This window comes from Leclercia sp. UBA1284 (genome assembly GCF_002308415.1).
Classification (GTDB): Bacteria; Pseudomonadota; Gammaproteobacteria; order Enterobacterales; family Enterobacteriaceae; genus Enterobacter; species Enterobacter pneumoniae.
In genome coordinates this window covers 1373174-1388486 of the sequence record NZ_DBUS01000006.1, presented here as the reverse complement: position 1 = coordinate 1388486, position 15313 = coordinate 1373174, and the positions used below count along the sequence as shown (strand labels likewise).

Here is a 15313-nt window from a genome sequence, read left to right as displayed (position 1 = left end):
GATTATTACTCTGTGGATAACAGTGTAATACGAAAACGCCTCTTTTTACTGCCTCACCAACGACTTATGCTTAAGCCACACCAACCAGAGAGGTCATATCATGCCGTTAACACACCAGGTTCAGGCACCTAGGGTCAACCGGAAAAAAGTGGGCGATAGCATCGTTACCATGCTCAGCGATGGCTACCTGGATGGGTCGTTTGAGCTGCTTTCGGGGATCAGCGGCTCAAAAGCCGAAGCCCTGCTGCAGGCGCGGGGCGTGAGCACATTGCCACGTATGAACATCAACATCTACGTGATCCAGACCGGGCAGCATACGGTGTTGGTGGATAGCGGCGCGGGCAACTTCAAAGGCCGGGGCGGGCGGCTGCCGGTGGCGCTGGCGGCGGCAGGAATTGATCCCTTGCAGATCAACACCGTCCTGCTTACACATGCCCATCCAGACCATATCGGTGGCCTTGCCGGGCCGCTCGCCACGCCCCATTTTCGCCATGTTGAACGGCTGTTTGTGCACGAGCGTGAACTGGCGTTCTGGCGCAACAAAACGATGCAGGCCAGCGCACCAGAGAGGTTTAAGCCCTCGTTCGAGCTGGCACAAAATGCTTTTGCCGCGTATGACGACAGACTGGTGACCTTCACACAGGAAGATATTTTGCCCGGTATTCAGGCGGTGCCACTGCCTGGTCACACGCCGGGGCATACCGGCTATGTGGTCGGGAACGCGCAGGATTCGCTATTAATCTGGGGGGATATCGTCCATTTCCCGCATATCCAGGTGGAGCAGCCGGATGTCACCATTGCCTTTGACAGCGATCCGGAGACCGCGGCGGCAACGCGCAAACGCCTGCTTGAGCGGGTAGCGACAGATCATCTCAGCGTGACCGGTATGCACTTCAATTCACCGGTAAGCGCCAGCGTAAAGCGCGGCGATGCGACATTTAGCCTGCAATACGACGGCGGCTCCCCGGCGTTCTGATGTCGCTGGCGCGCCTGACTCAGGCGCGCGGAGCCTCGTTATTCATCACCCGCAACAATGTTTCCAGCAGGCCGGGAAAGCGATTATCCAGATCCTCGCTGCGCAATGAAATCATATTTTCTCGCCCCTGTGGCCGCTGCCAGATGACCCCGCTGTCGCGCAGTACGCGCCAGTGGTGTGTCATGGTCGATTTCGCGATATCCGGCGGTCGCAGGGCGTTGCAGCTTGCTTCGCAGCCGTCTGCAAGCTGGCGAATGATGGCGAGACGCAGCGGATTACCCAGCGCTAAAAGCACGTTTTCCAGCTGTATCTGTTCCGGTTCGGGATGGTTAGGGATCATAAGGCTCCTGGATAAGGCATCAGTTTGAGCTATACCATTGATAGCGCAAACCTTAAAAAATAGTTCGTACATACTCGTACAGTAGGACTATGATAGCAGACGAACTCAGACGCGACCATCCCGGTCGCTTACTCACAGTCAACTGACTAAGGACGCATCATGCCCCGACCCATCCCTCTCGAACGTTATCGCAACATCGGTATCTCCGCGCATATCGATGCCGGTAAAACGACCACCACTGAGCGCATCCTGTTTTATACCGGAATGAGTCACAAACTGGGTGAAGTCCACGATGGCGCGGCAACAACCGACTGGATGGCGCAGGAGCAAGAGCGAGGTATTACCATTACCTCTGCGGCGGTGAGCTGTTTCTGGCCCGGTATGGACCGTAGCTATGAACCGCACCGGATTAATATCATCGATACCCCGGGGCACGTAGATTTTACCATTGAAGTAGAACGCTCCATGCGGGTGCTGGACGGCGCGGTCATGGTGTATGACTCTGTCGGTGGCGTGCAGCCCCAGTCGGAAACTGTCTGGCGGCAGGCCAATAAGTATCACGTACCCCGTATCGCGTTCGTCAACAAAATGGACCGCCCGGGTGCCGATTTCTTCCGCGTGGTCCAGATGATGGTCGACAGGCTAAAAGCTCACCCGGTGCCGATCGTGATTCCGATCGGGGCGGAAGAGCATTTCACCGGCGTGGTCGATCTCATTAAGATGCGCGCTATCGTCTGGGACGATGCCACGCAGGGCATGACCTTCAGCTATGCGCCGGTGCCGGATGAGCTGCAGGCCACCGCGCAGACCTGGCGTGAGCAGATGGTCTCGGCGGCGGCTGAAGCCAGCGATGCGCTCATGGATAAATATCTGGAAACGGGCGATCTGGACGAAGCTGACATCATCAGCGGGTTGCGTCAACGCACTGTGGCGGGCGAAATCCAGCCGATGCTCTGCGGCAGCGCCTTTAAAAACAAAGGGGTGCAGCGGATGCTCGACGCGGTGATTGAACTGATGCCCTCGCCGCTGGACGTCCCGGCAATTGACGGGGTGGATGCGAAGGGGCAGGCTGCCGAGCGCCACCCGAGCGACGACGAACCCTTCTCGGCGCTGGCGTTCAAGCTAATGACCGACCCCTACGTGGGCCAGTTGACCTTTATCCGGGTCTATTCCGGCGTGCTGAGAAAAGGCGACGCGGTTTACAATCCGGTGAAAGACAAGAAGGAGCGTATTGGCCGCATTGTGCTGATGCAGGCTAACGATCGCCACGAGGTAGACGAGCTGCGCGCCGGGGATATCGCGGCCTGTGTCGGGTTAAAAGATGTCACTACCGGCGACACGCTCTGTGATCCGTCAGCGGTGATTACCCTTGAACGGATGGAGTTCCCGGATCCGGTGATTTCGCTGGCCATAGAGCCAAAAACCAAAGCGGATCAGGAGAAAATGGGGATCGCGCTGCAACGTCTGGCTGCAGAAGATCCGTCGTTCCGCCTGCACACCGACGAGGAGTCAGGGCAGACGATCATCTCCGGAATGGGTGAGCTGCATCTGGAGATTATCGTTGACCGGATGAAACGCGAGTTTGGCGTGGAGGCGAATATCGGTCGGCCGCAGGTAACCTACCGTGAAACCCTGCGCAAAGCGGTGAAAGAGATCGAGGGCAAATTTGTGCGTCAGTCCGGCGGTAAAGGGCAGTACGGCCATGTTGTCCTCAACCTCGAACCCCTGGAGCCGGGCAGCGGTTTTGTCTTTGAAGATGCCACGAAAGGCGGGGTGGTGCCGCGCGAATACATTCCTTCGGTGGAAAAAGGGCTGCGCGAGGCGATGAACAGCGGCGTGCTGGCGGGCTATCCGGTCGTGGACGTAAAAGCGACCCTGACCTTTGGTTCGTATCACGACGTGGACTCCTCGGAGATGGCCTTCCGCATGGCGGCGATCTTTGGTTTCAAAGAGGGGGCGCGTCGGGCCGATCCGGTCATCCTGGAGCCGGTGATGCACGTTGAGGTCGAGACGCCTGAGACCTATGCCGGGAATGTAATGGGCGATCTCTCTTCCCGCCGCGGCATGGTGCAGGGCATGGAGGAGCGGTACGGTAGCCAGATTATCCGCGCCGATGTGCCGCTGGCAGAGATGTTCGGCTATGCCACCACGCTGCGCTCGATGTCCCAGGGCCGCGCGACCTACAGCATGGAGTTTCATCACTATGCCGAAGCGCCGCGTAATGTTGCAGAAGGGATTATCGCCAGCCGTTCGAAAGGTTAATTGTTGCAGTAAATACTCTCGCTCCATTGGGGCGAGGGCCAGGCGGCTATTCCGCCGCCTTCACCATCTTACCGCTGGTCACAAAGGTCCCTGCGCCCAGGTGATGCAGCGTATTGCGCTTATCCTCATCAAACTGCCAGCGTCCGGCGACAAACGCCCGCTCATCTGCGGCCGCGGCCACCACTTCGCCAAACAGGGTGTCATATTTCTCGGCGGCGGAGGTCACCGGTAATAGCCGACACTCCATCCATGCCAGACACTTCTCTTCAACGACCGGCAGCCCCAGCACCGGGCCGTTAATAACTGGGATCCCGTAGCAGTTAAATTTATCTTCATCCCGCCCGCTCACGCTACCCACCGCGTAGGTCCAGTTAGCGGCGGCAACGCCCGGCACCACAATGCCAAACATGCCGCTGCGCTCAATCAGCTCGCGAGACCAGGCGCTTTTATCCACCACGATGGCGATACGCGGCGGTTCAAACTCGACCGGCATCGACCAGGCAGCCGCCATAACATTACGTCGGTCAATCTGCTCATCCCGGCTGGTGATCAGCACCGTAGGGCCGTGATTCAGCAGACGGCTGGCGTGTTTTAACTCGACGGGGCGAAAGTGGCTCATAACAACTCCTCAGTATTAGCGCCAGGCCATTAAACCTCTGAAGCGCAGACAAAATCAATACGCAACATTTTGTTCATGGTTTCGTCACATAGCCCCCCTACAGTGACGGCACTAAATCCCAAAGAGGATAACAATATGCTCACCCCCATCACGCTCAAAGGCGTCTCGTACGCGTTTGGCGCGAATACCGTATTAAACCAAATCGATCTGCACATCGAGGCGGGTAGTGTGGTTGCGCTGCTCGGACCCTCGGGCTGTGGAAAAAGCACGCTGTTACGTCTGCTGGCCGGGTTAACCCACCCGCTGCAGGGCGATATCCATTTCGGCGATCGTCAGGTGGCGAGGGCGGGCTGGTCGTTACCGCCCGAGGCCCGCGATATCGGCATGGTCTTCCAGGACTACGCGCTCTGGCCCCATATGACGGTGGCGCAGAACGTGGCGTTTCCACTGAAGATGCGCAATGTCTCAGCCAGCGCGCGTGACGATCGCGTCGCGCAGGCTTTACGGCGCGTGGGCCTGGCTGACTTTGCCGACCGCAAACCCGCCGGGCTCTCCGGTGGGCAGCAGCAGCGCGTCGCCCTGGCCCGCGCCATTGTCGCCGAACCCCGGGTACTGCTCTTTGACGAGCCGCTCTCCAACCTCGATAGCGAACTGCGCGAATCACTCTGCCTGGAGATGGCGTCGCTACTGCGCCAGCTTGGCACCACCGCCGTTTACGTTACGCATGACCGCCGTGAAGCCGAGATTCTGGCCGATCGCATCGTGCACCTTTCTGCTGGCAGCGTCGCTGCCGATCGTTTGATTCAATCCTCAGGGGAGTTCGCATGAAAATTACACTGTCCGTAAAAAAAGGAGTGCTGGTAGCCATGGCATTATCGTCCGTCATGATGTCGAGCGCCCACGCGCTCACCCTCTATACCGCCGGGCCGGGATCGCTGGCGAAGAACCTTGCAAGCGGCTTTGAAAAGAAAACCGGCGTGAAGGTGGATATCTTCCAGGCCACTACCGGTAAAGTGATGGCGCGCCTCGAAGCGGAGCAGGCCAACCCGCAGGCCGACATTCTGATCTCCGCCTCCTGGGATACGGCGGAAGATCTGCATAACCGCGGCTGGCTGTTGCCGTACCAGAGCGCCAACGCTGAACACGTGCCCGCCGACCTGAAATCTACCGATTTCGTGGCCCAGGGGGTATCGGCGCTGGGCATCGTCTGGAACACCAAAAGCGGCACCCCGGAGCCGAAGGAGTGGCAGGACCTGACTACCGACGCCTTCAAAGATAAAGTGACGACGCCAGACCCGGCGCTGTCGGGTGCCTCTCTCGATCTGCTGATCGGGTTACAAAATGGGATGGGCGATAAGGCCTGGTCGCTATTTGATAACCTGAAGAAGAACGGCATGGTGGTTAGCGGCCCGAACGCTCAGGCGGTCACCCCGGTCATGCAGGGGGCAAAAGCGGCGGTATTTGGCGCGGTGGATTACGTCTCTTACGGCAACATTCACCAGGGGGAATCCCTGAAGGTGATCTTCCCGGCCAGCGGCACGGTGATTGCCCCACGCCCGATGATGATCCTCAAATCTACCCCGCATGCGGATGACGCCAAAGCCTTCGTTGATTATGTGTTGTCGCCGGAAGGCCAGGCGATGGTGGCCGACGCCTGGTTGATGCCAGCCCGCGAAGACATCAAGGCGAAACGCCCGCTGCTGAACGAACTGAATATCCTGCCGACCAAAAGCGACGGCAACAGCGAGCGCAGCGCCATTCTGAAGCGTTTTAACACGCTCTTCTCTCTGTAACTTTTCCGACGGGGGCAACCCCGTCTTCAGGATCGCGTGTGAAACACTCCTTTCTTTCAGGGGCGACGCTGGCCATGCTGATGGTACTGGTGGCGCTTCCGCTACTGTTTATTGTGCTACAGGCGGTATTCCCGCAATTTAGCGCCGGCTCTTTTTCGGCCGCCTTTGGTGGCGTATCTCAACTGCTGGCCGCGCCGCAGCTCCCGGGGATGTTGGGGGGAACTCTGCAGATCGCCCTGGGCGTGGCGCTGGTCAGCGCGCTGATTGGTTTTCCGCTGGGGGTCGCGCGCGGGCTACTGACGTTGCCGCTGCCGCGCCTGTGGGATCTGCTCTTCCTGATCCCCTTTTTAACGCCGCCCTATATCGCAGCCTTGTCGTGGATGCTGGTCCTGCAGAGTAATGGCTACCTGCAACAGCTAACGGGTGTCAATCTGAACGACCTGCTGTTCAGTAAAACCGGTATTGTGCTGGTGATGGCGCTCAATATCTTCCCGGTAGTCTATTTTGCCGTCTCGCGCAGTCTGCTGGCCAGCGGGCAGCGGCTGGCGTGGGTTGCGCGGGTGCATGGTGCCAGCGCAGGGCGGGCCTTCTGGCATATCACGCTGCCCTTGCTTTCACCGGCGCTGGCGGCAGGCATGCTGCTCTCGTTTACGCTGGCGATCGAAGAGTACGGCGTGCCGGCGGCGCTGGGGACGCGGGCAGGGGTGTTGATGCTGACCACCGATATCGAGAAAAAGCTGGCCGACTGGCCTATCGATCTCTCGGGGGCATCGATGTTGTCTGTGATACTGGTGGCGATCGCGCTCTGCGCCTGGGCGTTACAGAAAAAGCTAACGGGCCAGCACGACGTAACCAGCGTCACGGGTAAGCCGACCGAGAACAGAGGGGCGGATGCCGGGATCTTTATATTGCCCGTCGTCGTGCTGATGGGGCTGGTTGGGCTGATTGCTGTGGTGCTGCCCGCGGCCTCGATGGCGCTTTCAGGCGTGCTCGGCACCTTATCGGCGGGTGTCACTGCGGCTAACGTGACGTTGTCACATTACGCGGCACTCTTCAGCCAGCAGGGAGATGCCCTGGCTGCGCTGGGTACCAGCCTGTCGCTGGCGCTGGGAACGGCGTGCATTACCGGGCTACTGGGGCTGCTAGCCGCCTGGCTGGTGGTGGTGCAAAAAATCAGAGGCCGGGCGCTGGTGGATGCGTTATCCCTGATGCCCGCCGCGCTGCCAGGCATTGTGGTGGGCGTGGGGCTTATTTTACTGTGGAACCGCACCTTCTGGCCGCTATCACCTTATAACAGCTGGGTCATACTGCTGCTCTCTTACTGCTGCCTGCTATTACCCTGGCCGGTTCGCTACATTGGCAGTGCGCTGCGCCAGTTGGGTGGCAATCTCGAACCGGCGGCGCGGGTACACGGCGCGTCGGCGCTGCAGGCGCTACGTTTTATCGTGATACCGCTGGTGTCGCCGGCCATGCTGGCGGCGATGTTGATGGTCTTTGCCATTGCCTCTCGCGAGCTGGTGACATCGCTATTACTGGCCCCGGCGGGGACGCAGACCGTCTCGGTCTTTATCTGGCGCCAGTTCGAACAAGGCTCGATTGGCCAGGGAATGGCGATGGCCACCCTGACGTTAGTGACCGGACTGATATTGATGCTGAGCGCGCTGGGTATCATGCAGCGCACGACGGGACGCTAAAAAAGCACTTTTACACAGGTGGCGACGCAAAAATAGTTTATAAACAGGGAACATCATTGCAAGGAAGTTCACTATGTCTCCATTTCTGACTGCGTATTTCGCCCGCACGGGCTGGCAACAGCCCGCGACCCCGGATATCGACACCCTGCGCGGGCTGCATCTCCACCATAACTGCAGTATCCCGTTTGAGAATCTTGACGTGGTGTTGCCACGCGAGATCCAGCTCGACGAGGAGAGCGTGCAAGACAAACTGGTTACCGCCCGTCGCGGTGGGTACTGCTTTGAGCAGAACGGACTCTTCGAGCGCGTGCTGCGTGAGGTGGGCTTTACGGTCCGCAGCTTGCTGGGCCGTGTGGTGCTGGCGAATCCGCCACAGATGCCGCCGCGTACCCACCGACTGTTGCTGGTTGAGCTAAACGGCGAACGCTGGATTGCTGATGTGGGCTTTGGTGGCCAGACGTTGACCGCGCCGGTTCGCCTGATTGCCGACCTGGAGCAGCCTACGCCCCACGGCATGTACCGCCTGCAGAACGAAGGGGATAACTGGGCCTTACAGGTTCACCATCACGATCGCTGGCAGTCGATGTACCAGTTCGATCTCGCAGAGCAGCATTTCAATGACTATGTGATGGGCAATTTCTGGTCGGCTCACTGGCCGCAATCGCATTTTCGCCATCACCTGCTGATGTGCCGACACCTGCCCGAGGGGGGCAAACTGACCTTAACCAATTTTAATTTCACCCGCTGGCAGGGGGCGCTGGCGGTTGAGCAGCGTCATCTCGCCGATGCCGCCGAGCTGTATCAGGTATTGCAGGAGCAGTTTGGGCTGGGGGTATCTGATCCGAAAAACGGTTTTTCACTGGCCGAGCTGACGGCGGTGATGGCGGGGTTTGAGACGCATCCGCAGGCAGGGAAATAGCCGGGTGGCGGCGACGCCACCCGTATAAATTAGCGCCGTGACCGAACAACCTGATACCGGCGGGTGAAATATTCAAACGGCGCGCTCCACACATGCACCAGACGGGTGAAGGGGAAGATCAGGAAAATGGTCATCCCCAGCACCAGATGCACACGGAAGATAAAGTCCACGCCGTTAAGCATCTCCGATGAGCCGCCGCGGAAAGTGACGATACCCTGCGCCCAGCCTACCAGTTTCATCATCTCGCTGCCGTCCGGAAAACGGGCGGAGAAGGGAATCGTGCTCAGCCCCAGAATGCACTGAAGCAGTAAAATGCTCATGATGATGATGTCCGGCGTGGTGGAGGTGGCGCGCACCCGCTGATTAAAAAGCCGGCGGTAGAGCAGCATTGACCCACCAATCAGCGTTAACACACCGCACACGCCCCCGGCGAACATGGCCAGCTGCTGTTTCACGGCGATAGGTAAAAACCAGGCGTACATCCAGTGCGGGGTCAGCATCCCGAACAGGTGGCCGAAGAAGATCCCCAGAATACCGATATGAAACAGGTTAGAGGCCCAGTTCATGCCGCGCTTGCTCAGCATCTGGCTCGACGAGGCACGCCAGGTGTACTGACCATAGTCATAACGCAGCCAGCTTCCGAGGAAGAAGACGGTGGCGCAAATATAGGGATAGATGTCATAGAAAAACACGTTCAGGTAGTGCGTCATTTGGGGCCTCCGGCGCCGACGTCCACGTACTGCGGTGCAACGTCCTGGCTAAAGCGTCGTTGATATTGCTGCATCGGCGAACTGTCGCACGACGTGGCGTTGTCTTCGATAAACTTCACCTGCTCTTCTTCCCACACCGCATCCAGCGCCTGACGAGTGTCATCACGCTTCTCGGTGGCAACCTGTGCCGCTACGCTATCGCTGGAAAGCCGGGTTTCGGCCAGTCGTAGCAGAGCGTCAAACAGCTGATAATGGGCAACGTCGCGCTGCTTCAGCCGCCCACCAATCAGCGCCAGGATCGGGGCGACGTTCTGCAGCCCATCGCGCGCTTCCGCGTCGTCCACTATGCTGAGATATTCTAGATAAAGGGGCAGATAATCGGGAAGCTCCCGGCAATCCAGCTGCAGACCAACTTTCTCGTACTGCGCCATCAGGTCGACCATCGCCTGGCCGCGATCCCGCGACTCGGCGTGCACATGTTCAAACAGCAGCAGCGAGGTGGCCCGGCCACGTTCGAACACTTCGCACCACTCGGCCTGCCTGTCCAGCAGCGGGGCGCTGAGATAGGTTCGCGTAAAGGGCAACAGCGTCGGGGCATCCTGGGCAATGAGATCTAACGCCTCATCGCGGTTCTCCCATAACACCTCGTCGGGATACTCCATTAACAGCGCAATGATTTTCAGAATCCGCATTACTCTCCCTCCCCGTGTTCACGCACCTCGGTAATATTGATGGCGTCGATACGGCTACTGTTGAAGAGGTTGAATTTGGTGTCTGAGCCATGGCAGCCATCGCCGAAGGTAAAGCCGCAGCCGTTCTTCTCGGGGAAGGCATCCCGGGCCATTTCACGGTGGCTGGTGGGGATCACGAAGCGATCTTCGTAGTTCGCAATGGCGAGATAGCGATACATCTCTTCCACCTGTTCGACCGTCAACCCGACCTCTTCAATGGCGCGGGTATCGGTCACGCCTTCCACGGTTTGCGAACGTTTGTAATGGCGCATGGCCATCATTCGCTTCAGGGCGCGAAGCACCGGGCCGGTATCGCCCGCGCTCAGCATATTTGCCAGATACTGGACCGGGATACGCAGGCTCTCCACGGCGGGGAGCACGCCGTCGGTTTTGGGCAGGCCGCCCGCATCGGCGTAGGACTGAATCGGTGACAGCGGCGGCACATACCAGACCATCGGCAGGGTACGGTATTCCGGGTGCAGCGGCAGGGCCAGCTTCCAGTCCATCGCCATCTTGTAAACCGGCGAGCGCTGGGCAGCGTCAATCACGTTCTGCGGAATACCTTGCTTAACGGCCTCTTCGATCACCGCCGGATCGTGCGGATCTAAAAAGACATCGCACTGGCGCTCATAAAGATCGGTGACATGTTCGGTGCTGGCCGCCTCCTCAATACGATCCGCGTCGTAAAGCAGCACGCCGAGATAGCGAATACGCCCGACGCAGGTCTCTGAGCAGACCGTCGGCTGGCCGGATTCAATACGCGGGTAGCAGAAGATACATTTTTCTGACTTACCGCTCTTCCAGTTGAAGTAGATTTTTTTGTACGGGCAGCCGCTGATACACAGACGCCAGCCGCGGCACTTATCCTGGTCAATGAGCACGATGCCATCTTCTTCGCGTTTATAGATGGCGCCGCTGGGGCAGGTGGCGACGCAGCTTGGGTTCAGGCAGTGCTCGCACAGGCGCGGCAGGTACATCATGAAGGTGTTTTCAAACTGGCCGTACATCTCCTTCTGCATCTTGTCGAAGTTTCGGTCGCGGGCGCGCTTTTCGAACTCACCGCCGAGCAGCTCTTCCCAGTTTGGCCCCCATTTGATTTTATCCATCCGCTTGCCGTCAATCAGCGAGCGTGGACGGGCGGTAGGTAAGTGATCTCCCTGCGGGGCGCGGTGCAGATCCTGGTAGTCAAAGGTGAAGGGTTCGTAATAGTCGTCAATCTGCGGTAAGACCGGGTTGGCGAAGATTTTCGACAGCACCCCCATTTTGCCGCCGAGGCGGGGAGTGAGCTTGCCGGTGATACCGCGGATCCAGCCGCCTTGCCACTCCTCCTGGTCTTCCCAGTTTTTGGGGTAGCCGATGCCCGGCTTGGTCTCAACGTTGTTAAACCAGGCATACTCCATCCCTTCACGCCCGGTCCAGACGTTTTTGCAAGTGACCGAGCAGGTATGACAGCCAATACACTTATCAAGGTTCAGTACCATGCCGACCTGTGAGCGGATCTTCATTTTTTCGCCTCCTGTACCTGGTCCCGACCTTCACCATCCAGCCAGTTAATGTTTTTCATTTTGCGGATCATGATGAACTCATCGCGGTTCGACCCGACGGTGCCGTAGTAGTTAAAGCCGTAGGCCAACTGCGCGTAACCGCCGATCATGTGGGTCGGTTTCGGGCAGATGCGGGTAACTGAGTTATGAATACCGCCGCGTCGGCCAGTCACTTCCGAACCTGGAATGTTCAGAATGCGCTCCTGGGCGTGGTACATCATGGTCATGCCCGGCGGCACGCGCTGGCTCACTACGGCGCGAGCGGTGAGGGCGCCGTTGGCATTAAATGCCTCGATCCAGTCGTTATCCTCAATACCCAGTTCCCGGGCATCCGTTTCGCTTATCCAGACAATCGGACCACCGCGCGACAGGGTCTGCATCAGCAGGTTTTCGCTGTAGGTCGAGTGGATGCCCCATTTCTGGTGCGGCGTCAGGAAGTTCAGCGCTTTCTCCGGGAAGCCGTTCGGCGGAATGTCACGCATGTGCGTCACGCTACGGGTATCAATTGGCGGACGATAAACCACCAGACTTTCGCCGAAGGCGCGCATCCACAGGTGATCCTGGTAAAGCTGCTGACGGCCCGAGAGAGTGCGCCACGGAATCAGCTCATGGACGTTGGTATAACCGGCGTTGTAAGAGACATGTTCGCTCTCGAGGCCGGACCAGGTGGGGCTGGAGATAATCTTGCGCGGCTGCGCCTGAATATCGCGGAAGCGGATTTTTTCATCCTCTTTATTCAGCGCCAGGTGGGTATGATCCCGTCCGGTCAGCTGCCCCAGGGCTTCCCAGGCTTTCACGGCAACCTGACCGTTGGTTTCCGGGGCGAGGGCGAGAATCACCTCTGAAGCGTCGATGGCGGTTTCGATACGCGGGCGGCCTTTCGCCGGGCCATCCAACTTGACGTAGTTCAGCTTGCCGAGGAAATCGATCTCTTTCTCGGTGTTCCACGAAATGCCTTTCCCGCCGTTGCCCAGTTTATCCAGCAGCGGACCGAGGGCGGTGAAGCGCTCGTAGGTTTCCGGGTAGTTACGTTCCACCACCGCAATGGAGGGGGCAGTCTTGCCGGGAACCAGCTCACACTCGCCTTTGCGCCAGTCCTGAATATCAAAAGGCTGCGAGAGCTCCGCCGGGGAGTCATGCTGCAGGGGTTGCAGCACCACATCGGTTTCGGTACCGATATGGCCCACGCAGACTTCCGAGAAAACTTTGGCGAGCCCTTTGTAGATCTCCCAGTCGCTGCGGGACTCCCAGGCGGGGTCAACGGCGGCCGAAAGCGGATGAATAAACGGATGCATATCCGAGGTATTCATGTCGTCTTTCTCGTACCAGGTGGCGGTCGGCAGGACAATATCCGAGAACAGGCAGGTGCTGGACATGCGGAAATCGAGGGTCACCAGCAGGTCAAGCTTCCCTTCGATGGCGGGGGTCTGCCACTCCACCTCTTCCGGTTTCACATCATCCGTCGAGCCCAGATCTTCGCCCTGAATCCCGCTCTCGGTCCCCAGCAGGTATTTCAGCATGTACTCGTGGCCTTTACCGGAGGAGCCCAGCAGGTTAGAGCGCCAGACGAACAGGTTACGTGGATGGTTTTTACCGTTATCCGGCTGCTCGCAGGCAAAGCGGATATCGCCCGATTTTAGCCCCTGCACGGTGTACTCCTGCGGCGTCATGCCGGCAGCATCGGCGCGGGCTTTAATATGCAGCGGATTGAGATTGAGCTGCGGGGCGGAGGGGAGCCAGCCCATGCGCTCGGCGCGGACGTTGAAGTCAATCAGGTGCCCGGTAAACTGCCCCGGGTCCGCCAGCGGCGAGAGCAGCTCCTGCGCCGTCAGCTTTTCATAGCGCCACTGGCTGGCGTGGTTATAAAAATAGGAGGTGCTGTTCATCTGGCGCGGCGGCCGGTTCCAGTCCAGGGCAAAAGCCAGCGGCAGCCAACCGGTTTGCGGACGCAGTTTCTCCTGGCCCACATAGTGCGACCAGCCGCCACCGCTCTGGCCTACGCAGCCGCAGAAGACCAGCATATTGATCATCCCCCGGTAGTTCATATCCATGTGATACCAGTGGTTCACCCCGGCGCCGAGAATGATCATCGAGCGGCCATGGGTTTTATTGGCGGTATCGGCAAATTCCCGGGCGATCTGTTCGATATGGTGGCGCGGCACGCCGGTGATCTGCTCGCCCCAGGCCGGGGTGTAAGCTTTGATCTCTGCGTAATCGGTGGCGGCGTTGCTGTCGTCCAGCCCACGGTCGAGGCCGTAGTTGGCCAGCACCAGGTCATAGACGCTGACCACCTGTCTGGTGGTGCCGTCTGCCAGAGTCAGTGTTTTTGCCGGTACTTTGCGCAGTAACACCGGCTCCTGCTTCACGCTGCGGAAATGGGGATTTTCGTTGCCGCCAAAGTAGGGGAACGCCACGTTAGCGACGCGATCGTGGGTGATCAGCAGCGAGAGCGTCAGCTCCGTCTCCTGGCCTGCCGCCAGCGGTTCCAGGTTCCATTTGCCCTTTTCTCCCCAGCGGAAGCCAATAGAGCCATTCGGCGCCACCAGTTCACCGGCCAGGGTAAAGGCAACGGTCTTCCACTCCGGATTATTGGCCTCTCCCAGCCCGTCGGTGAGATCCGAGGCGCGCAGCATCCGGCCTGGCACATGGGTCCCGTCCTCACGCTCATCGAGCATCACCAGCATCGGCATGTCGGTGTAGCGACGGCAGTAGTTCAGGAAGTAGTCGCTGGGGTTATCGAGGTGGAACTCTTTCAGAATGACATGGCCCATCGCCATGGCCAGCGCGCTGTCGGTACCCTGTTTAGGGGCAAGCCACTGATCGCTAAGCTTTGCCACTTCCGAAAAATCGGGGGTGATGGCGATGGTTTTGGTGCCTTTGTAGCGCACTTCGGTAAAGAAGTGGGCATCCGGGGTACGCGTCTGCGGCACGTTGGAACCCCAGGCGATGATGTAGCCGGAGTTGTACCAGTCGGCCGATTCTGGCACGTCGGTCTGCTCGCCCCAGGTCATCGGCGAAGCGGGAGGAAGGTCGCAATACCAGTCGTAGAAACTGAGACAGGTACCGCCCAGCAATGACAAATAGCGGGTGCCGGCGGCGTAGGAGACCATCGACATCGCCGGGATGGGCGAGAACCCCGCCACGCGGTCGGGGCCGTAGTTTTTGATGGTCCAGACGTTGGCGGCGGCAATCAGTTGATTGAGCTCCTTCCAGCCCGATCGAATAAATCCGCCTTTCCCACGTGCCTGTTTGTAGCGCTGACATTTCACCGGGTCGCTCTGGATGGCATCCCAGGCCAGCACCGGGTCGCCATGCTGCGCCAGCGCTTCACGCCAGAGTTCAATCAGGGCGCGGCGCACCAGGGGGTACTTCAGGCGGTTTGCGCTATAGAGATACCAGGAGTAGCTGGCACCGCGCGGGCAGCCTCGCGGCTCATGGTTAGGCAGGTCGGGGCGGGTACGGGGGTAGTCAGTCTGCTGGGTCTCCCAGGTCACCAGGCCATTTTTAACGTAAATTTTCCAGCTACAGGAGCCGGTACAGTTAACCCCGTGGGTGGATCGCACGATCTTATCGAACTGCCAGCGCTGACGATAGCTGTCCTCCCAGTCACGGTTGGTGTGGTACACCTGTCCGTGCCCATCGGCGAAACTGTCGCCTTTTTGTTTGAAGTAACGGAAGCGATCCAACAATTTACTCATGACGTCTCTCCTGACGGGGCGACTCCC

General features: G+C 59.0%; 12 protein-coding genes. 6 read left to right on the top strand and 6 right to left on the bottom strand.

Translation table 11 applies throughout. The features are described from left to right. Nucleotides 1-100 precede the first annotated feature (100 nt). Nucleotides 101-976: an MBL fold metallo-hydrolase gene (locus B3511_RS09950; protein ID WP_286782113.1), complete on the top strand. Its 876-nt coding sequence runs from the start codon at nt 101-103 to the stop codon at nt 974-976. A 19-nt stretch (nt 977-995) separates the two neighbouring features. Here B3511_RS09950 and B3511_RS09945 read toward each other — a convergent pair whose 3' ends face one another. Then, nucleotides 996-1316: an ArsR/SmtB family transcription factor gene (locus B3511_RS09945; protein ID WP_286782111.1), complete on the bottom strand. Its 321-nt coding sequence runs from the start codon at nt 1314-1316 to the stop codon at nt 996-998. 159 nt (nt 1317-1475) lie between these two features. On the opposite strand from B3511_RS09945, the gene fusA reads away from it, so the two are divergent. After that, nucleotides 1476-3578, top strand: coding sequence for an elongation factor G (fusA, locus tag B3511_RS09940; protein ID WP_286782109.1), 2103 nt, complete (start codon nt 1476-1478; stop codon nt 3576-3578). Nucleotides 3579-3624: 46 nt separating this feature from the next. On the opposite strand, the gene B3511_RS09935 is transcribed toward fusA, so the two are convergent. Continuing rightward, entirely contained in the window at nt 3625-4197 is a 573-nt protein-coding gene (locus B3511_RS09935) for a flavin reductase family protein (protein WP_046885406.1), read from the bottom strand. 135 nt (nt 4198-4332) lie between these two features. On the opposite strand from B3511_RS09935, the gene B3511_RS09930 reads away from it, so the two are divergent. The 4 genes from B3511_RS09930 (at nt 4333) to nhoA (ending at nt 8603) form a co-directional block, all read left to right on the top strand. Next, nucleotides 4333-5025: an ABC transporter ATP-binding protein gene (locus tag B3511_RS09930; protein WP_286782106.1), complete on the top strand. Its 693-nt coding sequence runs from the start codon at nt 4333-4335 to the stop codon at nt 5023-5025. Further along, on the top strand, nt 5022-5990 hold the full coding sequence (locus tag B3511_RS09925) for an ABC transporter substrate-binding protein (RefSeq protein ID WP_046885407.1): 969 nt from the start codon (nt 5022-5024) through the stop codon (nt 5988-5990). The genes B3511_RS09930 and B3511_RS09925 overlap by 4 nt, the downstream gene beginning before the upstream one ends. A 38-nt stretch (nt 5991-6028) precedes the next feature. Next, nucleotides 6029-7684, top strand: coding sequence for an ABC transporter permease (locus B3511_RS09920; protein WP_286782103.1), 1656 nt, complete (start codon nt 6029-6031; stop codon nt 7682-7684). A gap of 73 nt (nt 7685-7757) precedes the next feature. Next, nucleotides 7758-8603 (top strand): N-hydroxyarylamine O-acetyltransferase, encoded by an 846-nt coding sequence (gene nhoA, locus B3511_RS09915; protein ID WP_212476027.1) that lies wholly within the window; start codon nt 7758-7760, stop codon nt 8601-8603. A gap of 29 nt (nt 8604-8632) precedes the next feature. Here nhoA and narI read toward each other — a convergent pair whose 3' ends face one another. From narI to B3511_RS09895, 4 genes are read right to left on the bottom strand one after another with little or no spacing between them, the layout of a single operon-like run. Continuing rightward, nucleotides 8633-9313: a respiratory nitrate reductase subunit gamma gene (gene narI / locus B3511_RS09910; protein WP_212476028.1), complete on the bottom strand. Its 681-nt coding sequence runs from the start codon at nt 9311-9313 to the stop codon at nt 8633-8635. Then, nucleotides 9310-10005, bottom strand: coding sequence for a nitrate reductase molybdenum cofactor assembly chaperone (gene narW, locus B3511_RS09905; RefSeq protein WP_286782100.1), 696 nt, complete (start codon nt 10003-10005; stop codon nt 9310-9312). Before narW ends, narI begins: the two co-directional genes overlap by 4 nt. Then, complete coding sequence (narH, locus tag B3511_RS09900) at nt 10005-11549, bottom strand: nitrate reductase subunit beta (protein ID WP_207293762.1); 1545 nt, start codon at nt 11547-11549, stop codon at nt 10005-10007. The genes narW and narH overlap by 1 nt, the downstream gene beginning before the upstream one ends. Then, nucleotides 11546-15286, bottom strand: a complete 3741-nt coding sequence (locus B3511_RS09895; protein ID WP_286782098.1) for a nitrate reductase subunit alpha — start codon at nt 15284-15286, stop codon at nt 11546-11548. Before B3511_RS09895 ends, narH begins: the two co-directional genes overlap by 4 nt. Between the last annotated feature and the right edge of the window lie 27 nt (nt 15287-15313).